The sequence below is a fragment of the Neisseria perflava genome (assembly GCF_002863305.2).
Classification (GTDB): domain Bacteria; phylum Pseudomonadota; class Gammaproteobacteria; order Burkholderiales; family Neisseriaceae; genus Neisseria; species Neisseria perflava_A.
In genome coordinates this window covers 1,006,578-1,025,378 of the sequence record NZ_CP136962.1, presented here as the reverse complement: position 1 = coordinate 1,025,378, position 18,801 = coordinate 1,006,578, and the positions used below count along the sequence as shown (strand labels likewise).

Sequence of the window (18,801 nt, the reverse complement as noted above, 5' to 3'; positions counted from 1 at the left end):
TTTTTTGATTCCATATGATATGGAATCAGCGTTTGACATACATAAGATAAGAGGATTTTATGAAGTTTTTAGACCGTGAGGCGACCATTGCCAAACCCGGCTTTAATCGTTGGCTGGTACCGCCTGCCGCTTTGGCTGTGCATCTTGCCATCGGGCAGATATACGCTTATTCCGTGTTCAATGCGCCTTTAACCAAGCTTATCGGTATCACTGAGTCGGCTGCCGGAGATTGGAAGCTGACCACGGTGGGTTGGATTTTCAGTATTGCCTTGGCGATGCTGGGCGCGTCTGCGGCCATGTTCGGTACATGGATGGAACGCGTTGGGCCGCGTAAGGCGATGTTTGTTGCCGCCTGCTGCTTTAGCTTGGGCTTTTTTGTGTCGGCAATCGGCGTCCATACGCACAATCTGTTTTTGCTTTATTTGGGCAACGGCGTGATTGGCGGGATTGGTTTGGGCTTGGGCTATATCGGGCCTGTATCGACATTGATGAAATGGTTTCCCGATAAACCGGGCATGGCAACAGGTTTGGCGATTATGGGTTTTGGTGGCGGCGCGATGTTGGCCTCGCCTTTGTCGGTATCGCTGATGAGTTTTTTCTCCAGTGAAACTTCGGTTGGCGTTGCGCAGACTTTTGTGGTTTTAGGGTTGTTTTATTTGGTGTTGATGATGTTCGGCGCGTTTACGATCCGTGTACCTGCCGATGGCTGGAAACCTAAAGGTTATGTTGCGCCGAAAAACAAAAGCAAATTGGTCAGCAGCAATCATGTCAATGTTTCACAAGCCATGAAAACGCCGCAATTCTGGCTCTTGTTTTGGGTGTTGTGTTTGAATGTGACGGCCGGTATTGGCGTATTGGGACAGGCTTCCGTCATGATTCAGGAGCTGTTTTCCGAGGCATCTGTGGGAAAACAAGCGGCCATTGGTGCGGGCGCAGCGGCAGGTTTTGTGAGCCTGTTAAGCCTGTTTAATATGGGCGGCCGCTTTTTGTGGTCCAGCGTGTCCGATAAAATCGGCCGTAAAAACACTTATACTGTTTTCTTCGTGCTCGGCTCGCTGTTGTATTTTGCCATTCCGTCTATTGGCGGAAGCGGTAACAAGGCTTTGTTTGTCATAGGTTTCTGCGTCATTATTTCCATGTATGGCGGCGGTTTTGCAGCTATTCCGGCGTATTTGAAGGATTTGTTCGGCACTTATCAAGTCGGTGCAATCCACGGCAGGATTTTGCTGGCATGGTCAACTGCGGCCGTTATTGGCCCGGTATTGGTTAACTATATCCGCCAAAGTCAAATTGAAAGCGGCGTTCCGGCTGCCGAGGCTTATAGCATTACCATGTACATCATGGCGGGTTTGTTGATTGTCGGTTTGCTGTGTAACTTGGGTGTCCGTTCGGTTCATGAAAAGCATCACGAGAAAGACATTAAAGTAGCGGCCCATAGCCGTAATCCCGATGATGAAACCGCTGTATCCGATGCCTATCTGATTAGCAAAAAAGTCTCAGCGGGCGGCATTGGAGTATGGTGGCGCTGGGCTTTGGTCTGCATTCCTTTGGGCTACGGCGTTATTATGGTGTTTGTGAAAGCCTTAAGTTTGTTTAATTGATTGTTGAAAATTAAAGGCCGTCTGAAAGTTTCAGACGGCCTTTTTTCAAATGTTAAACAACTAATCTTTCGATACGCTGATGGTATGTTTGATGTGTTTTAAATTCGCAACGATGGTAAAAGTCATCATCACCAGTAAAGCCCATGAACTCCATTTGCTGATGTGTACCGATGCCCACGCGCCGATTTGGTTTGGATAGCGCCAAACGCCGAATAGGGTTCCCAAATTTTCCGCCAGCCAAATGAAAAATCCGATCAGGACGAAAGCGAGCAGGAGCGGCATTCTGCGAGTGGTGTCATAGGGCGTGTATAAGACCGTTGTTCGGGCGTATAGGCCGAGAGCAAAAGCTGCAAGATACCAGCGATAGTCACCGATATAGTGATGGGTGAAGAAATTGATATAAATCGCCAGTGCGCACAAAGTACCCAGCCAATACGGCGGATGACTTTTGATTTTTAAGTCAAACAGCCGCCATGCTTGAATGATATAGCTGCCGACTGCAGCATACATAAAGCCCGCAAACAGCGGTACGCCGCCGATTTTAGTGTAAGCCTCATCCGGATAGCTCCAAGACTGGATATCGCCTGATGTCTTGAACCACTCTAAAGCAAAGCCCACCAAGTGAAACAGCGTAATCGATTTCACTTCATCCCAAGTTTCCAGCTTGAAATACAGCATGGCTGCTTGTACGGAGACGGCAAAAATCAGCAGCAGGTCATAGCGCGAAATTCCCAGCCAACCTGTTTTCGGAATGAGGAACATGGCAATGAAAAACAAGCCTGCAAATAAGCAGGCTCGTGCTTCTTTCAAACCGAAAAACCAAAATTCAACGATAAAGCGTCGCCAACCATGCAAATCCTTGCGTTTGGGATGCTCAGTCAGCCAAGTATCCAGTTTGTCCAACATATTTTCAGACGGCCTCTTTATCTTGATAATATTTTAGGCAGACTGAATTGGAATGACACGGTTTTGCTTACGTTTTGCGCCACCTTCGCAGTAGTTGGTTTTGACATAATCTTCAACGATTTGCAAAAACTCGGCAGCGATATTGTCGCCTTTGAGGGTCACTTTGCGTTCGCCGTCTACATAAACCGGCGCAACCGGAGTTTCACCTGTACCTGGCAGGCTGATACCGATATCGGCAAGCTTGCTCTCGCCCGGGCCATTGACTACGCAACCCATTACGGCAACGTTCAATGATTCAACGCCTGGATACTCAGTGCGCCAAACAGTCATTTTTTGACGTAAATAGTTTTGTACGTCTTGCGCCAATTCTTGGAATACGGTACTGGTGGTACGGCCGCAGCCCGGGCAGGCTGTAACCATTGGTGTGAAGGAACGCAAACCCATGGTTTGCAGGATTTCCTGACCGACAATGACTTCCTGAGTGCGCGAACTGCCGGGCTCGGGGGTTAGGGAGATTCGAATGGTGTCGCCGATGCCTTCTTGCAGCAATACAGCCAAGGCAGCGGTAGATGCCACAATACCTTTGCTGCCCATGCCAGCCTCGGTCAGACCGAGATGGAGCGGATAGCGGCAACGGCTGCCCAATTCGCGGTAAACCTGAATCAAGTCTTGTACGGCACTGACCTTGCACGACAAAATGATTTTGTCTTCGGGTAAACCCAAAGCTACGGCTTTTTCTGCCGACTCCAGCGCCGAAACAATCAAAGCCTCTTTCATGATTTCTTCAGGCGGCTTCGGTGTAGCAGAAGCTAGGTTGGCATCCATCATACGTTTGGCAAGGCTTTGATCAAGCGAACCCCAGTTCACACCGATGCGTACGGCTTTATTGTTTTCTGCCGCTGTACGAATCATAAAGGCAAATTTCTCATCGCCTTTTGCGCCTTTGCCGACATTGCCCGGGTTGATGCGGTATTTAGACAGGGCCTTGCCGCACTCGGGAAATTCAGCCAATAAGCGTTCGCCATTGAAATGGAAGTCGCCGATAAGGGGCGTGGTGTAACCCATATCGTCTAAGCGGCTGCGGATTTCGGTGACTTTGGAAGCCGCTTCCGGAGTATTGACCGTGATGCGTACCATTTCCGAGCCGGCATCGCTCAACTCTTTGACCTGTCGGGCGGTTGCTTCTGCATCTGCGGTGTCGGTATTGGTCATAGATTGCACAACGACGGGCGCATCCGAACCGACAATGAGATGATCGATTTGTACTTGATGTGTCAGACGGCGTTTAGGTGTGGTCATTTTAGTTTTTTCCTGCAACAAAAGAGGCGGATTTTTCACCGGCAACACGGTGTTTTAAAGGTTCGATTGGTGTGCCGCCGTAATTGGCTTCCGAACCGGCTGCAATACCGATCCAAACATTATAAGGCGCGCCACCTCTCAGACGATGTTCGCTTCCGGCCGGAACAATGCGGCTGAATACTACTTTTCCATCTTTGTCTGTAATAATCAGATTGCTTCGGTATTGGACTTTAATCCACAGTTCGTCTTTCTCGACTTTGACGGCAGGTTTTTCTTCTACAACGGCAGAAGCTGCTGAAGCTGCTTGTTCATTGACGGCTTCAGGCTTATTGGTAATTTCTTTTTTACCGTCTTCGGTCATTTCGCTAACGGCAACATTATCCGTTTTCAAAGCAGGCGTTTTCATCGTATCGGCAACATCTTTGCTGTTTTGAATATTTGCCTGTTCGTTTTCATAGCTGGATTTACTTTGCCAAAAGTAAACACCGCCTATTGCTAAAGCCAATGCGGCTGCACCCAATATCCATTTTGGGAAACCCTGTTTTTCAGCATCCTCGTAGCTTAAGCCGCTGTTGGTGCTGCGTGTTACTGCATATACATGGTCTTCAAGTTGCGGAGTAATCGAGTGTAAATGTTTGGTGATGGTTTGTTCATCGATTTTGAGGAATCGTGCATATGAACGAAGATAGCCTGAGACGAAGACCAGGCCCGGAAAATTTGAATATTCCCCTTTTTCTAAGGCATCAATTTGTTCGGCAGACAGTTTTAAACGTGAAGCAACATCTTCAATATCGATTTTGGCATCAGTTCTGTGCTTTCGTAATTCATCCCCCAGTGTTTTGGCGGCTTGTGTGTCGTAGTTGATTTTATCGTTATTTTCCATTTAGTGGCCTGTTGTAACAGTTTGTAGTTCGTCAGAATAAGGGAAGTTTGCCCTAAGTTGGGCTTCATATTCGTATGCAGCGTGTTTATTGCCCAAGGCAGTGGCCAAGCGCCAGCCTAAAAGCAAATCGTCAGCCTGCAGGACATCGACTTTGCTTTGGTATTGACGGAAATAATAGTCGGCATCGTTCAGATTGCCTGCCATCATTTTGGTTCGGGCAAGCTCTTTGAAAGCAGGGAAGAATTGTGGATTGGCTGCCAAAGACCTTTCCAAATAGGCTTGAGCCAAAGAGTATTGGCCTAACCTTGCGCTGCAAATGCCTTTATTCATATTGGCAATAAAGGGGCTTGGGTAGGTCGGGTCGGCCAGTGCTTTATCAAAATAAGCCATAGATTCGGCAGGTGCATTCATTTGATTGCATAAGAACCAACCGTAATTGTTGTTAACTTCCGCACTATCCGGTTTTAAAGACAATGCTTTAAGAAAGCTTTCCTGAGCTTTATCGCGGACCTTCAGATATTGATAAATTTCAGCGCGTACCAACCAAGCAATATCGTTTTTTGAATTGAATTTAAGCGCCTCTTCGATACTTTCGGTAGCTTGGCGATAGTTTTGGCCGCGCATATATTCCACGGCAAGCTGGGTTTTGATATTGGAAACCTGAATGGCACGTTCTTTGGGGCTTGGTCCGGAAGAGGAAGCGCAGGCAGAAAGAGTCAGTGCGGTAAGTAAAGCGAATCCGAACTTGATTTTCATAATTAACCTTATTGTTCGACCAAAATCTGTTGCCATTTTTGTTGGCGGCGTGTTTTATCTTGTACTTGTCCGGCCAATTGTCCGCAAGCGGCATCGATATCGTCGCCGCGGGTTTTGCGGACAGTAACAACAAAGCCGGCTTGTTGCAGAATATCGCGGAAGACACGGATATTTTCATTGCTAGAACGTTCGTAGCCGGAATTTGGGAAAGGATTGAACGGAATCAGATTGAATTTGCAGGGTACGTCTTTAACCAATTCAATCAATTCACGTGCATGTTGTGCCTTGTCGTTGATGCCGTCGAGCATAACGTATTCAAAGGTAATAAAGTCACGGGGGGCTTTGACCAAATAACGTTGACAGGCCGCCATCAATTCTTTAAGCGGGTATTTTTTATTAAGGGGGACAATTTGATCGCGAACTTCATCGTTGGATGCGTGTAAAGATACAGCTAAAGCAACAGGCATTGCATCACGCAGTCTGTCCATTTGTGGAACCATACCTGAAGTGGAAACAGTCACGCGGCGGCGGCTCAAGCCGTAGCCGTGATCATCCAGCATAATACTCAAGGCAGTAACAACATTATCAAAGTTTGCCATGGGTTCGCCCATGCCCATCATCACCACGTTGGAGATAACGCGTTCGTTTTTAGGGGTAACGCCCATGGCTTTATTGGCCCACCAAAGCTGACCGATAATTTCAGCGGCAGTCAGGTTGCGGTTGAAACCTTGTCGTCCGGTAGAGCAGAAGGTGCATTCCAATGCGCAACCGACTTGGGAAGAGATACACAAAGTACCGCGTTCAGCCTCGGGAATGAAAACGGTTTCTACACCGTTGCCCGTGCCGACATCCAGCAACCATTTGCGTGTGCCATCCGTAGATTCTTGTGCCATCATTAATTTAGGCACTTCGATTGTGGCTTGTTCATTCAACTTGGCGCGCAATGATTTGGCCAAGTCAGTCATTTCTTCAAAGTTCTGTGCACCGGCTTGATGCATCCAACGCATTACTTGCTTGGCACGAAAAGGCTTTTCGCCCATTTCGGCAAAGTGTTGCGTCAGTCCGTTTAAATCGTAATTCAGTAGATTGGTTTTCATGTATTTTTATGTTTCTCAGTAAAGCTTTTAAAGCAAAGGGGCTTATTGGGCAGCTTTGCTTTAAAAGCCTTTGTGTTTTCAGACGGCCTTTAATTTGTAGGACATACAAAGCAGTTTTGCCGTCCGATATGAATCGGACGGCCGTAGAGCGGCTACAGGCTTTTACTCTTAGCGCGGGCAGATTTCGCTTTGGCTGAAGAAGTAAGCAATTTCAATTGCAGCATTTTCAACGCTGTCAGAACCATGTACGGCATTAACACTGACAGATTCTGCAAAGTCGGCACGGATTGTGCCCGGAGCTGCATCGGCTGGGTTGGTTGCGCCCATCAATTCACGATTTTTGGCAACGGCGTTTTCACCTTCTAATACTTGAATCATAACAGGATTGCGAGTCATGAATTTAACCAAGTCTTCATAAAAAGGGCGATCTTTATGTACGGCATAAAACTCTTTTGCTTCACGCTCAGAGAGATGTTTCATTTTCGCCGCAATAATGCGCAAGCCGTTTTCTTCAAAGCGGCTATAAATCTTGCCGATGACGTTTTTTTCTACTGCATCGGGTTTGATGATGGAAATCGTACGTTCGATAGCCATGTTATGTCCTTGTTTTTATTGATAGGTAAGTTGTCGCAGCCAAGAGGCAAGGGAAGTGTATTCTACCAAATTTCGCCCCTTTTTGGGAAAGGCATTATTTGCTTAAAGTCAGGTGCGGTTGCTCCAAATAGACTTCAGACTGCATTTCGACCATACGGCTGGCTGTACGGGTAAATTCTTCGGCAAAATCGCCTTCAACATAAATATCGTTTACGCCAACTGCGCTGGTAGCACACAATTTCACACGGAAATCGTATAAAACGTCAATTAACCATGTCAGACGGCGTGCTTCTGCTTTTTCTTGCGGGGTTAGACGTTCTAATCCTGAAAGGAAAACCATCTCATAATGTTCAGCCAAGTACAGATAGTCAGCTTGTGAGCGCGGGCCGAAACATAATGCACGGAAATCAAACCAGATGGCGCGTTCTGACTGGGCTTTATGAGGAATTTCCCGTCCATGAATAATGCTGATGCCTGGGTTTAATTCAGAGATTCCGCTCATTTCTTTAAATAAAGCAGCCAGTTTTTGCTCATTTTCTTCATTATTGGGGACAAAGAAAATTTCAGCAGGACGCAGCGTACGCAAGCGGTAATCTTCGCCGCCATCCACATTTAAAACGGTCAGGTTGGACTCTATAAGGGCGATGGTTGGCAGAAAACTGCTGCGGTTTTGGCCTTGAGGATAGAGTTCGGATGGGGCGTAGTTGGAAGTGGCTACCAAGACTACACCTTCACTCAACAGGTTTTCCAGCAAACGGCCTAGAATCATGGCATCTGCAATATCGCTGACATGAAACTCGTCAAAGCATAATACGCGTGTTTCTTTGGCAATTTCTGTTGCAACGGCTTTTAAGGGATTGGCTTCGCTTTTTAAGACTTTAAGGCGTTGATGGATTTCGGCCATGAAGGCATGGAAATGCACGCGACGCTTACGACGATAGGGAAGACAACCGAAAAAAGCATCCATCAAAAAGCTTTTACCGCGTCCTACGCCGCCATAAAAATAGAGTCCTTTAGGTACTTGGGGAGAACGCAAGCTACGGCCGAGAAAACGGTTGCGTTTGCGTTTGAACATCATCAGCTCGGTCCACAAACGATCCAAATATTCAATGGCTCGCGCTTGTGCTTCGTCGCGGATGAAGTTGGGCTGTTCGGCTGCAGCTTGATACCAAGTCAATGGGCTATGGTTTTCAAATGGAGGTGGTGTGAATAGTTGGTCTCTATTACTCATGTGTAACCTTTATTATGCTTTACTGGCGATAGTTGAAACATCATTCGCAATAGTTTGGACGGTAGTTGGAATGATGTTTTCATTACAGAATATTCGGTCTATTATAAATGATTTCAGACGGCCTGCGTTTTTTGCAAAAGCATTGTAGTAGATATAGTTGAAATAGTGTGCGATTAAGGTATGCGTGAAAAGAGCCGGCTTTGGTATTTTTGGCGAAAACAAAAAAACGCCGCATTTCTGCGGCGTTTTGCTACTAAGTATTAATGAGCACTTTCTTGCAATGCCAAGTCTACACGCTCACGCAACTCTTTACCCGGTTTGAAGTGAGGAACATGCTTTTCTGGCACTTCCACGCGTTCTCCGGTTTTCGGGTTGCGCCCGATACGGGCAGGGCGGTGGTTCAAGTCGAAGCTGCCGAAGCCGCGGATTTCGATACGTTGTCCACGAGCCAGTGAGCGGGTCATGGTATCAACCAAGACTTTTACACTGTATTCGACATCTTTAGCCAGCAGTTGGTTGCCATTTTTTTCGGCAAACACTTCTGCGAGGCGAACCATCAATTCAGACTTCGTCATGTCTGCAACCTTATTCTTGGTCGCCGGACAGTTTGGCTTTCAGCAAGTCGCCCAGGCTGGTAGTACCGGCATTGGCAGTTGCAGCGGCGTTAACTGAGTTCAGCGCTTCGCGATTTTCTTTAGCGTCTTTCGCTTTAACAGACAGACGGATACTGCGGTTTTTGCGGTCAACGGTAACGATAACGGCTTCAACTTCGTCGCCTTCTTTCAGTTTGGTAGTTAGGTCTTCAACGCGGTCAGCAGCGAATTCAGAAGCAGGCAGGTAGCCTTCAACTTCTTCAGACAGAGCGACTACGGCACCTTTGGCGTCAACAGATTTCACAGAACCTTTAACCAAAGAACCTTTGTCGTTTACGCTGATGAAGTTGCCGAACGGATCACCTTCCAGTTGTTTGATACCCAAAGAGATGCGTTCTTTTTCAACGTCGATGGCCAATACAACGGCTTCAACTTCTTCGCCTTTTTTGTATTTGCGTACAGCTTCTTCGCCGGCTTCAGTCCAAGACAGGTCAGACAAGTGAACCAGGCCGTCGATGCCGCCAGGCAGACCTACGAATACGCCGAAGTCAGTGATAGATTTAACTGCGCCGGAGATTTTGTCGCCTTTGTTGTGGTTGGCGGCAAACTCTTCCCAAGGGTTAGCTTGGCATTGTTTCATACCCAAAGAGATACGGCGGCGGTCTTCGTCGATTTCCAGGATCATTACTTCAACTTCGTCACCCAATTGAACAACTTTGCTTGGGTGTACGTTTTTGTTGGTCCAATCCATTTCGGAAACGTGTACCAAACCTTCGATGCCTTGTTCGATTTCAACGAATGCACCGTAGTCAGTCAGGTTGGATACTTTACCGAACAGGCGGGTACCTTGTGGGTAACGGCGGGTCAGGCCGCTCCAAGGATCTTCGCCCAGTTGTTTCATACCCAGGGAAACGCGTTGTTTGTCTTGGTCGAATTTCAGGACTTTAGCTTCTACTTCTTGGCCAACTTCCAAAACTTCGCTTGGGTGTTTCACACGGCGCCATGCCAAGTCGGTGATGTGCAGCAGACCGTCGATGCCGCCCAAGTCAACGAACGCACCGTAATCGGTGATGTTTTTAACGATACCTTTGATAACTGAACCTTCTTGCAGGTTTTCCAGCAAGGCTTTGCGTTCTTCGCCCAAAGTAGCTTCCAGAACAGCGCGGCGGGACACAACAACGTTGTTGCGTTTTTTGTCCAGTTTGATCACTTTGAATTCAATTTCTTTGCCTTCGAAGTGAGAAGTGTCTTTTACAGGACGTACGTCAACCAAAGAACCCGGCAGGAATGCGCGGATGCTGTTGATCATAACAGTCAGACCGCCTTTGACTTTGCCATTGATAACGCCGGACAGGATGTCGCCGTTTTCCATAGCTTCTTCCAAAGCGATCCAGTCGGCAGCGCGTTTGGCTTTTTCGCGGGACAGTTTGGTTTCGCCGAAGCCGTTTTCAACAGATTCGATGGTAACGGTAACGAAGTCGCCAACTTTAACTTCAATCTCGCCCTGAGCGTTTTTGAATTCAGCAACATCAATCAGAGATTCTGATTTCAGACCTGCGTTAACGGTAACGAAGTTTTGATCGATGCCGACTACTTCGGCAGTAATCACTTCACCTGGGTTCATCTCTTGCAGGGTAAAGCTTTCTTCCAGCAGCTGGGCAAAATTTTCCATAGTCATATATACTCTTTTCGGTACACCGCCAAGGGGTGCGGGTTAGGTTTGAAATGACCTGCCGTCCTTGGCGCGGCAGGTTGGGAAATGTTTTCAGACGGCCTTGTTATAGGGCTAACAGGCCGTCTGAAATGAAAACTTCGTGATTATACTCCAAATTTTAAACTTTATGATACCAATCAAGCACTTTTTTTACAGCTTCTTCGATAGAAAGGTTATCAGTATCTAAAAGCAGGGCGTCGGGCAGCTGTTTCAACGGAGCAACAGGGCGGCGGCGGTCTGCTTCGTCGCGCGCTTCAATGTCCGACAAAATACGCTCAAATGCAACCCCTTCGCATGGGATACCGAGTTGTTTTGCACGACGTTGGGCGCGGACATTGGCACTTGCGGTCAGGAAAATTTTTAATGCGGCATCAGGGAAAATAACCGAGCCGATATCGCGGCCGTCGGCGACCAAACCTTTTTCGGTCAGGAAGTCGCGTTGGCGTTGCAAAAGGGCGGTACGCACTTTAGGCAACTGTGCGACGGCAGATGCGCCCATGCCGATCGCTTCGGTACGGATTTGCTCGGATACATCTTCGCCGTTTAATAATACGGCACTGCCTTCAAATTGTGCGGGCAAAGTTTCTGCCAGTGTGCTGACGGCATTTTCATCTGTCCAGGCAACATTTTGTTTTTGTACGTAAAGCGCGGTCAGGCGGTAAAGCGCACCGGAGTCGAGGTAAAGAAAACCCAAGGCTTCGGCTACGCGTGAGGCAACCGTCCCTTTACCGGATGCGCTGGGGCCGTCGATGGCGATAACTTTTTGCTTGAGGCTCATGTGTTCTCCTGAATGCGATAGGTATTTAAATTAACCGTTTATTATACGTTGCTTTGGCCGTCTGAAAACGAAAATTTTTGTGTGATTTAGATTTGAGGGGAAAGCGGTTCGGCCTTATCAGGTATAATGGCCAAAATCATAATTTAACCGCTTTGTCTGATTGTTCGGGCCGTCTGAAACAACGGGTCGGGAACGGTCTTAGAATTTAGAAACATTATGTTACAAACCGATAATCTTACTTCTGCACAACCTCAGCGCATTATCACTGCTCAAAATATTTCCGCTCAGGAAGAATTGCTTGAACGCGCTTTACGTCCAAAAACTTTAGATGATTATATCGGGCAGGATAAAGCAAAAGAGCAGTTGGCCATTTTTATTCAGGCGGCGAAAAAACGTGGCGAAGCGCTTGACCACACTTTGCTGTTTGGCCCTCCGGGTTTGGGCAAAACTACTTTGGCGCATATTATCGCCAAAGAGTTAGGCGTTAATTTGCGCCAAACCAGCGGCCCGGTTTTGGAACGTGCAGGCGACCTTGCAGCCTTGTTGACCAATCTCGAGCCGCATGATGTGCTGTTTATTGATGAAATCCACCGTTTAAGCCCTGTGGTTGAAGAAATCCTTTATCCTGCGCTTGAAGATTATCAGTTGGACATCATGATAGGCGAAGGACCGGCCGCGCGTTCGGTCAAAATCGATTTGCCGCCGTTTACATTGGTAGGCGCGACGACCCGCGCCGGTATGCTGACCAATCCTTTGCGCGACCGTTTCGGTATCGTATCCCGATTGGAGTTTTATCAAAACAAAGACTTGGCAACTATTGTTGCCCGTTCTGCTCAGTTGTTGCAGTTGGATATGGGCGACGAGGGTGCGATGGAAGTGGCCAAGCGCAGCCGCGGTACGCCGCGTATTGCCAACCGCCTTTTGCGACGTGTACGCGATTATGCCGATGTGAAAAACAACGGCGTCATTGATGCGGAAATTGCCGATGCTGCCTTGAGTATGCTGGATGTAGACGGGCAAGGTTTGGATGTGATGGACAGGAAATTCCTTGAGGCGATTCTGCACAAATTCAGCGGCGGTCCTGTCGGTTTGGAAAACGTGGCCGCTGCGATTGGCGAATCGACCGATACCATCGAAGATGTGATTGAACCATATCTGATTCAGCAGGGCTTTTTGCAGCGTACACCGCGCGGACGCGTAGCAACCGAACGAGCCTATCTGCATTTCGGCTTGAAGGTTCAAGAATAATAATGAAGGCCGTCTGAAAACTGCTTTCAGACGGCCTGATACTTTCAATTTCATATGATTATCGGCAAATATCTGCCGATAATCGGTTAAAATGTCCCCCTTTTCTTTTTTGAAGTTTCCCCATGAATATCTTATCCGTAGAAAATGCTTCTTTTGCCGTCGGCCATGTTGCCTTGCTCGACAAAACTTCTTTTCAACTCGACAGCGGCGAGAAAATCGGTTTAATCGGTCGTAATGGCGCGGGTAAGTCTTCGTTTTTAAAAATCCTTGCAGGCGTACAAAAACTCGATGATGGGCAGATTATTGTTCAAAATAATCTTAAAATCGTTTATGTGCCGCAGGAATCCTTTTTTGATAAGGACGCAACCGTATTTGATACCGTTGCTGAAGGTTTGGGCGAAATTCGCGATTTATTGCGCCGTTATCATCATGTCAGCCATGAGTTGGAAAATGGTTCGAGTGAGGCTTTATTGAAAGAGCTCAACGAATTGCAACTTGAAATCGAAGCGAAGGACGGTTGGAAACTGGATGCAGCAGTTAAGCAGACTTTGGGGGAACTCGGTTTGCCGGAAAACGAAAAAATCGGCAACCTCTCCGGCGGGCAGAAAAAGCGTGTCGCCTTGGCGCAGGCTTGGGTGCAAAAGCCTGACGTATTGCTACTGGACGAACCGACCAACCATTTGGATATTGACGCGATTATTTGGTTGGAAAACCTGCTCAAAGCGTTTGAAGGCAGCTTGGTTGTGATTACCCACGACCGCCGTTTTTTGGACAATATTGCTACGCGCATCGTCGAACTCGACCGCGGTATTCTGCGCTCCTATCCCGGCTCGTTCTCCAAATACAGCGAGAAAAAAGCGCAAGAGTTGGCAGTCGAAGCAGAACACAACCGCCTGTTTGACAAATTTCATGCTCAGGAAGAAGCATGGATACGCAAAGGCATCGAAGCGCGCCGTACCCGTAATGAAGGTCGCGTGCGCCGTTTGGAAGAGCTGCGCCGCCAGCGCGCCGAACGCCGCAACGTACAAGGACAGGTCAACTTCAAGCTCGACAGCGGCGAAAAAAGCGGCAAAATCATCGCCGAATTGGAACACGCTTCGTTTGCCTATGGCGACAAAGTCATCATGGACAAATTCTCCGCCATTTTGCAGCGCGGCGACAAAATCGGCTTAATCGGTCCAAACGGTATCGGTAAAACCACCTTCCTTAAGCTGATTTTGGGCGAATTGCAGCCAATTTACGGCAGAATCCGTATCGGCAGCAAGCAGGAAGTTGCCTATTTCGACCAGTTCCGCAGCGCCTTGAACGAAAACGACACCGTGTTTTACACGCTCGGACAGGGCAATGATTACGTTGAAGTTGGTGGTAAGAAAAAGCATGTGATGAGCTATTTGGAAGATTTCCTGTTCCATCCAGCCCGCGCACAAAGTCCCGTTTCATCGCTCTCCGGTGGTGAACGCAACCGCCTTTTGCTGGCAAAACTCTTTACCCGTCCTGCTAATATTCTGGTCTTGGACGAACCGACCAATGACTTGGATATCGACACCCAAGAGCTGCTTGAAGACTTGCTGCGTGATTACCAAGGCACGGTATTCCTTGTCTCGCATGACCGTATGTTCTTGGATAATGTGATTACCCAAAGCATTGTTTTCGAAGGACAAGGCCGTCTGAAAGAATACATCGGCGGCTATCAGGACTATATCGACGCAAAATCGAGGGAAGATAAAATTCAGACGGCCTCTGCGCCTAAAGCGGTTGCAGAACCTGAGAAAGTCAAACCCAAAGCCAACCGTACGGTCAAACTTTCCTACAAAGAACAGCGCGAACTCGACGCCCTGCCTGATGAAATCGCAGCTTTGGAAACCGAACAGGCTGAAATCAATACCCAGCTTTCCGATCCTGAAATTTTCAAAGATTACGAAAAAGCAGGTGCATTGCAAAGCAGGGCTGAAGAAATCGAAATGCTGCTTTTGGAAAAGCTGGAACGCTGGGAATGGCTGGAAGCGAAACAAAATGGCGAAGCGGTTTAAATTTGAAATTTTGTCCCAAAGTAGGGCAGATATTTTTCTAAATCATGCTGTCTGAACCCCGAATATTCAAAAACAAGGTCTACAACCACATGAAAAAAGTCGAGAAAAACGTATTGGTGCTGCATAGTGCTAAGGAAATGTTTGAGCTGGTGGACAAAGTTGAGGACTATCCAAAATTTTTGCCGTGGTACAGCAAGACCGAAGTCATCGAACGCAAGGGCAACGAACTAAAAGCGCGCCTGTTTATGGACTATATGCGCGTCAAACAGTCATTTGCGACGCACAACCACAATATCCCGGGGCAGGAAATCCGCATGGATTTGCTCGAAGGGCCGTTTAAAACCCTGTGCGGTACTTGGAAATTTATCGACTTGGGCGATGATATGTGTAAAGTCGAATTCAGATTAGAATACGATTTCTCCAATGCCGTACTCTCTGCCATGATTTCCCCGGTATTCGGCCACCTCGCCGGTACATTGGTGGATGCTTTTATTAAAGAGGCCGACCGCCGCTATGCTTGAGATTGAAATTGTTTACGGACTGGTCGACAGGCAAGTGTTGAAGGGCATGACCGTTGCCGAAGGGACAACCGTACGCGAAGCTGCCCTGCAAAGCGGTTTGGAGGTGGAGTTCCTAGAGTTGGATTTGCAGCAAGCGCCTTTGGGTATTTTCGGCAAGGTCGTGAAAGACGAGACTGTGTTGCGCGATGGCGATCGGATTGAGGTTTATCGTCCATTGTTGATTGATCCGAAAGAAGCGAGACGTAAACGCGCCGGGCAAGAATAAATCGAAGGCCGTCTGAAATTTTTTCAGACGGCCTGTCAAACTGAAAGAACAGTAATGAGCTTGAAAATTAAATTAATCGTCGGTTTGGGCAATCCGGGCCAAGAATACGAGCAAACGCGCCACAATGTCGGCTTTTGGCTGTTGGACGAACTGGCGTGGAAATGGAAAGTCAATTTTAAAGACGAAAAGAAATTTTACGGCGAAGTAGCGCGCGCCACTACGCCTGATGGCGATGTTTGGCTGCTCAAGCCTATGACCTTTATGAACCGCTCCGGTCAGGCAGTAGCCGCTTTGGCTCAGTTTTACAAAATCAAGCCGGAGGAGATCTTGGTGGTTCATGACGAGCTGGATATTCCATGCGGCCGTATTAAATTCAAACTTGGCGGCGGCAACGGCGGACACAACGGCCTCAAAGATATTCAGGCTCGTTTGGGTACGCCTAATTTCTACCGCCTGCGCTTAGGCATTGATCACCCTGGCGACCGTAATCTGGTTGTCGGTTATGTGTTGAATAAACCGTCGGCGGAACACAGACAGCAAATTGATGATTCCATCGCTAAATCCCTGCAAGGATTGCCGGCTGTGTTGAATGGCGAATGGGAAGAAGCAACACGTTTTTTACACAGTAAGTAAGCGTACCCAAATCGAACGGGTAGCCTTGCACATCATGTTCAGACGGCCTGAAAACAGGTAGTGTGATCTGACTAGCGATAAACTAATCGAAGAAACAGTAAATATGAACGAACTGACCAGCCTTATGCAGACCGAAACCCCAGGCATTGTTGGCGAAACATTAGACTTCTGTCTTTACGAATGCAGTATTGAAGATGCCCCGGATGCTGAAGAAGTAGCACAATGGCGTGATATTTTGAAGGCGCGGGGTGGGAAATTTGTCCGCTTGGCAGATATCTGCCAAACATGGCTGGATGAAGAGGCCGACAAATGAAAGCCTTGCCGTTAAACAAATTTACTGTCGCTGCCTTGATTTGGTTTGCCGCCGCCATTTATGCCTTGCTTTTCAAAGAGGGCGGCAATAGCGCTCCACCATTTCCCCATTTTGATAAAGTCGGCCATTTCGGGCTGTTTTTCGGTCAGGCATGGCTGTGCGCAAAAATATTTATTCAAGACAATAGGAATATTCCCTATAAAGGTATTCTGTTTGCCGCTTTATTGTTCGCAGTAGGCAGTGAGTTGGCTCAGGCATTTCTGACTACTACGCGGCAAGGTTCAATCGCGGACGGTATTGCCGATATGGTAGGTACGGTTGCAGCGCTGTGGTTTGCAACAAAAGTAAAAGCAGCAAAAAGTTAGACATATTTAAAAAACTTAAAGGCCGTTTGAAATCCTGAGAAACAGGTTTCAGACGGCCTTTTGTTACTTGATATTTGAAGCAATGATTGCCTCATGACAAGAATTAGAATGTTACGCGTACACCAGCAGATACTTCGTGAGTATGGAGCTTAACGTTATTGATCTTGCTCCAGTGGTTATAGCGATAGCCTGCATCCAATGCTACATTTTGAGTTACATCGTAACTTACACCAGCCATTGCACCTACGCCAATTTTAGTATCTTTACGTTCAGCTGTTTGTCCGGCTGTTTGATATTTATGAGTAGAGTGGTTAAGGCCAAGGCGAGCGCCTACATAAGGTTTTACAGGGGCTTGCAGGTCAAAATCATAAATAGCAGATACACCGGCACTGTGATATTTAGCCTCAGCATATACCGAAGGTACATTAATCTTTGCAGATTTATAATGCGTATAGTCGGCGGCAACACGGAAATCGCCGAAATCATAGCCTGCAGAAATACGAGGGCTAAAGCCTTTAATTGATGCGCCACCCAATTTTACAGTAGCATGACCAGCATCAGCTTGAATATAAAAACCTTTGGTTGCATCAGCCAATGCAAATGTAGGCAGGGAAAGAGCAATCAGTGTTACCAGAACTTTTTTCATTGTTTTGTCCTTAATGTAGGATTAGAAGTAGTGGATAATCGCCGGGGTTGGTCGTTCCCAACAATTATTCTGATTGTATTTTCTTGTCGTAAATTAAGCAAATCTAAAAATTTTTTAACTGTTGTAAAATCGCACTTATAAAAAACACTGTAACAAGTCGTTTAAGAACAAACGGCCTTTCTCGGTCGGGCGGAATACGGTCGGGTCTGATTCAAGCAGGCCTTTTTGTCTGGCGGTTTCGATTTGTGCCATGATTTTTGCAGTAGGTACGCCGGTACGTTCTTGCAGTGTTGGAGCAGGTACGCCGTCGGTCAGGCGCAGGGCGTTCATCATGAACTCGAATGGAAGGTCTTCGGAAGCAACGGTTTTGCGTTCAACTGCTTCATGCGGATTGCTCTGCATGGTGGCAAGATAGTCGTTGGGATGACGACGGCGGACGGTACGTTCGATACGGTCGGGATAGGAAATTTTGCCGTGTGCACCGGCGCCTATCCCTAAGTAATCGCCGAACTGCCAGTAGTTCAAATTATGACGGCACTGCATATTAGTTTTTGCGAAAGCCGATGTTTCGTAGTGGATAAAGCCTGTGCCTTCCAATGTGCCGTGTACGGCATCTTCGATGTCCAACGCCGCTTCATCTTGCGGCAATCCTTTTGGCGGCGTATGACCGAAAGGTGTGTTCGGCTCCATGGTCAGATGATATGCGCTGATATGAGATACGCCTGTTGCAATAGCGGTTTGCACATCGTTTAATGCCGTCTGAACCGTTTGGTTTGGCAGGGCATACATCAAATCGATATTAACTTTTTCAAATAATTTCAAGGCAGTATCAATGGCTGTCAGGGCTTCTTTGCCGTTGTGAACGCGTCCCAATCGAGCAAGCATATCGTCGTTAAAACTTTGCACGCCGATAGACAGACGCGTAATACCTGCGTCTTTAAATCCCTGAAACTTCTCAATTTCAAATGTGCCCGGATTGGCTTCCAAAGTAATTTCCGCTTCGGGTTGCAAGCGCAACAGCGAACGCACGCCACTTAACAAACGGTCAATTGATTCTGCTTGAAATAGGCTGGGTGTCCCGCCACCGAAAAAAATGGTTTCCACCGGCCTGCCCCAAATATTGGGCAATTCAAGCTGCAAGTCAGTTAATAGGGCATCGATATAGGCTTCTTCCGGCAGGCCGTTTTTCAGGCTGTGGGAATTGAAGTCGCAATACGGGCATTTTTTGATGCACCAAGGAATGTGGATATAGAGTGATAAAGGAGGCAGGGCGGTTAGGTGGCCGGGGCGTTGGAAAGTGATTTGGGTCATGGTATGTGTTGAGGCTT

General features: G+C 47.5%; 20 protein-coding genes. 8 read left to right on the top strand and 12 right to left on the bottom strand.

From position 1 onward, the window contains the following. The first annotated feature begins 59 nt into the window (after window positions 1–59). Window positions 60–1,601 (top strand): OFA family MFS transporter, encoded by a 1,542-nt coding sequence (locus tag CYJ98_RS04600; protein ID WP_101755524.1) that lies wholly within the window; start codon window positions 60–62, stop codon window positions 1,599–1,601. A 60-nt stretch (window positions 1,602–1,661) separates the two neighbouring features. Here the strand turns inward: CYJ98_RS04600 and CYJ98_RS04595 are convergent, their stop codons facing one another. From CYJ98_RS04595 to cmk, 10 genes are all read right to left on the bottom strand, one after another. Continuing rightward, complete coding sequence (locus tag CYJ98_RS04595) at window positions 1,662–2,507, bottom strand: DUF817 domain-containing protein (protein WP_101755523.1); 846 nt, start codon at window positions 2,505–2,507, stop codon at window positions 1,662–1,664. 33 nt (window positions 2,508–2,540) lie between these two features. Continuing rightward, window positions 2,541–3,806 (bottom strand): flavodoxin-dependent (E)-4-hydroxy-3-methylbut-2-enyl-diphosphate synthase, encoded by a 1,266-nt coding sequence (gene ispG, locus CYJ98_RS04590; protein ID WP_101755522.1) that lies wholly within the window; start codon window positions 3,804–3,806, stop codon window positions 2,541–2,543. Window position 3,807: 1 nt separating this feature from the next. Further along, window positions 3,808–4,689: a helix-turn-helix domain-containing protein gene (locus tag CYJ98_RS04585; RefSeq protein WP_070822174.1), complete on the bottom strand. Its 882-nt coding sequence runs from the start codon at window positions 4,687–4,689 to the stop codon at window positions 3,808–3,810. Further along, the gene (gene pilW, locus CYJ98_RS04580) at window positions 4,690–5,445 is read right to left on the bottom strand and encodes a type IV pilus biogenesis/stability protein PilW (RefSeq protein ID WP_003683469.1); all 756 of its coding nucleotides are present in this window, start codon (window positions 5,443–5,445) and stop codon (window positions 4,690–4,692) included. Window positions 5,446–5,453: 8 nt separating this feature from the next. Next, the gene (rlmN, locus tag CYJ98_RS04575; RefSeq protein WP_070826197.1) at window positions 5,454–6,542 is read right to left on the bottom strand and encodes a 23S rRNA (adenine(2503)-C(2))-methyltransferase RlmN; all 1,089 of its coding nucleotides are present in this window, start codon (window positions 6,540–6,542) and stop codon (window positions 5,454–5,456) included. Between the two features lie 168 nt (window positions 6,543–6,710). Beyond that, window positions 6,711–7,136: a nucleoside-diphosphate kinase gene (gene ndk / locus CYJ98_RS04570; protein ID WP_004519785.1), complete on the bottom strand. Its 426-nt coding sequence runs from the start codon at window positions 7,134–7,136 to the stop codon at window positions 6,711–6,713. A gap of 94 nt (window positions 7,137–7,230) precedes the next feature. After that, window positions 7,231–8,367, bottom strand: coding sequence for a cell division protein ZapE (gene zapE, locus CYJ98_RS04565; RefSeq protein ID WP_101755521.1), 1,137 nt, complete (start codon window positions 8,365–8,367; stop codon window positions 7,231–7,233). 260 nt (window positions 8,368–8,627) lie between these two features. Beyond that, window positions 8,628–8,942: an integration host factor subunit beta gene (locus CYJ98_RS04560; protein WP_003678992.1), complete on the bottom strand. Its 315-nt coding sequence runs from the start codon at window positions 8,940–8,942 to the stop codon at window positions 8,628–8,630. Window positions 8,943–8,952: 10 nt separating this feature from the next. Further along, complete coding sequence (rpsA, locus tag CYJ98_RS04555; protein ID WP_003678994.1) at window positions 8,953–10,638, bottom strand: 30S ribosomal protein S1; 1,686 nt, start codon at window positions 10,636–10,638, stop codon at window positions 8,953–8,955. A gap of 154 nt (window positions 10,639–10,792) precedes the next feature. Next, window positions 10,793–11,452, bottom strand: coding sequence for a (d)CMP kinase (gene cmk / locus CYJ98_RS04550; protein ID WP_101755519.1), 660 nt, complete (start codon window positions 11,450–11,452; stop codon window positions 10,793–10,795). A 216-nt stretch (window positions 11,453–11,668) separates the two neighbouring features. Here cmk and ruvB point away from each other — a divergent pair, with 216 nt between their 5' ends. The 7 genes from ruvB to CYJ98_RS04515 all read left to right on the top strand — a co-directional run bounded on the left by ruvB (window position 11,669) and on the right by CYJ98_RS04515 (window position 16,827). Further along, window positions 11,669–12,700, top strand: coding sequence for a Holliday junction branch migration DNA helicase RuvB (ruvB, locus tag CYJ98_RS04545; RefSeq protein ID WP_039862144.1), 1,032 nt, complete (start codon window positions 11,669–11,671; stop codon window positions 12,698–12,700). Between the two features lie 122 nt (window positions 12,701–12,822). Beyond that, window positions 12,823–14,730: an ATP-binding cassette domain-containing protein gene (locus CYJ98_RS04540; RefSeq protein WP_101755518.1), complete on the top strand. Its 1,908-nt coding sequence runs from the start codon at window positions 12,823–12,825 to the stop codon at window positions 14,728–14,730. A gap of 89 nt (window positions 14,731–14,819) precedes the next feature. After that, window positions 14,820–15,251 carry a type II toxin-antitoxin system RatA family toxin gene (locus tag CYJ98_RS04535; protein WP_101755517.1) on the top strand — a complete coding sequence of 144 codons (432 nt, stop codon included), beginning with the start codon at window positions 14,820–14,822 and terminating at the stop codon, window positions 15,249–15,251. Next, window positions 15,244–15,516: an RnfH family protein gene (locus tag CYJ98_RS04530; RefSeq protein ID WP_101755516.1), complete on the top strand. Its 273-nt coding sequence runs from the start codon at window positions 15,244–15,246 to the stop codon at window positions 15,514–15,516. Before CYJ98_RS04535 ends, CYJ98_RS04530 begins: the two co-directional genes overlap by 8 nt. A 54-nt stretch (window positions 15,517–15,570) precedes the next feature. Further along, window positions 15,571–16,149 carry an aminoacyl-tRNA hydrolase gene (pth, locus tag CYJ98_RS04525; protein ID WP_003683307.1) on the top strand — a complete coding sequence of 193 codons (579 nt, stop codon included), beginning with the start codon at window positions 15,571–15,573 and terminating at the stop codon, window positions 16,147–16,149. Window positions 16,150–16,252: 103 nt separating this feature from the next. Then, window positions 16,253–16,462 (top strand): dioxygenase, encoded by a 210-nt coding sequence (locus CYJ98_RS04520; RefSeq protein WP_101755515.1) that lies wholly within the window; start codon window positions 16,253–16,255, stop codon window positions 16,460–16,462. Beyond that, window positions 16,459–16,827, top strand: a complete 369-nt coding sequence (locus CYJ98_RS04515) for a VanZ family protein (protein WP_101755514.1) — start codon at window positions 16,459–16,461, stop codon at window positions 16,825–16,827. Before CYJ98_RS04520 ends, CYJ98_RS04515 begins: the two co-directional genes overlap by 4 nt. A 103-nt stretch (window positions 16,828–16,930) precedes the next feature. Here the strand turns inward: CYJ98_RS04515 and CYJ98_RS04510 are convergent, their stop codons facing one another. Both CYJ98_RS04510 and hemW read right to left on the bottom strand, forming a co-directional pair. Then, window positions 16,931–17,473, bottom strand: a complete 543-nt coding sequence (locus CYJ98_RS04510) for an opacity family porin (RefSeq protein WP_101755513.1) — start codon at window positions 17,471–17,473, stop codon at window positions 16,931–16,933. Window positions 17,474–17,608: 135 nt separating this feature from the next. Next, window positions 17,609–18,784: a radical SAM family heme chaperone HemW gene (gene hemW / locus CYJ98_RS04505; RefSeq protein WP_101755512.1), complete on the bottom strand. Its 1,176-nt coding sequence runs from the start codon at window positions 18,782–18,784 to the stop codon at window positions 17,609–17,611. Window positions 18,785–18,801 lie beyond the last annotated feature (17 nt).

Bases quoted from the DNA above. Each gene is read 5' to 3' on its own strand.
- CYJ98_RS04600 (WP_101755524.1), top strand. From the start codon at position 60: ATGAAGTTTTTAGACCGTGAGGCGACCATTGCCAAACCCGGCTTTAAT.
- CYJ98_RS04595 (WP_101755523.1), bottom strand. From the start codon at position 2,507: ATGTTGGACAAACTGGATACTTGGCTGACTGAGCATCCCAAACGCAAG.
- ispG (WP_101755522.1), bottom strand. From the start codon at position 3,806: ATGACCACACCTAAACGCCGTCTGACACATCAAGTACAAATCGATCAT.
- CYJ98_RS04585 (WP_070822174.1), bottom strand. From the start codon at position 4,689: ATGGAAAATAACGATAAAATCAACTACGACACACAAGCCGCCAAAACA.
- pilW (WP_003683469.1), bottom strand. From the start codon at position 5,445: ATGAAAATCAAGTTCGGATTCGCTTTACTTACCGCACTGACTCTTTCT.
- rlmN (WP_070826197.1), bottom strand. From the start codon at position 6,542: ATGAAAACCAATCTACTGAATTACGATTTAAACGGACTGACGCAACAC.
- ndk (WP_004519785.1), bottom strand. From the start codon at position 7,136: ATGGCTATCGAACGTACGATTTCCATCATCAAACCCGATGCAGTAGAA.
- zapE (WP_101755521.1), bottom strand. From the start codon at position 8,367: ATGAGTAATAGAGACCAACTATTCACACCACCTCCATTTGAAAACCAT.
- CYJ98_RS04560 (WP_003678992.1), bottom strand. From the start codon at position 8,942: ATGACGAAGTCTGAATTGATGGTTCGCCTCGCAGAAGTGTTTGCCGAA.
- rpsA (WP_003678994.1), bottom strand. From the start codon at position 10,638: ATGACTATGGAAAATTTTGCCCAGCTGCTGGAAGAAAGCTTTACCCTG.
- cmk (WP_101755519.1), bottom strand. From the start codon at position 11,452: ATGAGCCTCAAGCAAAAAGTTATCGCCATCGACGGCCCCAGCGCATCC.
- ruvB (WP_039862144.1), top strand. From the start codon at position 11,669: ATGTTACAAACCGATAATCTTACTTCTGCACAACCTCAGCGCATTATC.
- CYJ98_RS04540 (WP_101755518.1), top strand. From the start codon at position 12,823: ATGAATATCTTATCCGTAGAAAATGCTTCTTTTGCCGTCGGCCATGTT.
- CYJ98_RS04535 (WP_101755517.1), top strand. From the start codon at position 14,820: ATGAAAAAAGTCGAGAAAAACGTATTGGTGCTGCATAGTGCTAAGGAA.
- CYJ98_RS04530 (WP_101755516.1), top strand. From the start codon at position 15,244: ATGCTTGAGATTGAAATTGTTTACGGACTGGTCGACAGGCAAGTGTTG.
- pth (WP_003683307.1), top strand. From the start codon at position 15,571: ATGAGCTTGAAAATTAAATTAATCGTCGGTTTGGGCAATCCGGGCCAA.
- CYJ98_RS04520 (WP_101755515.1), top strand. From the start codon at position 16,253: ATGAACGAACTGACCAGCCTTATGCAGACCGAAACCCCAGGCATTGTT.
- CYJ98_RS04515 (WP_101755514.1), top strand. From the start codon at position 16,459: ATGAAAGCCTTGCCGTTAAACAAATTTACTGTCGCTGCCTTGATTTGG.
- CYJ98_RS04510 (WP_101755513.1), bottom strand. From the start codon at position 17,473: ATGAAAAAAGTTCTGGTAACACTGATTGCTCTTTCCCTGCCTACATTT.
- hemW (WP_101755512.1), bottom strand. From the start codon at position 18,784: ATGACCCAAATCACTTTCCAACGCCCCGGCCACCTAACCGCCCTGCCT.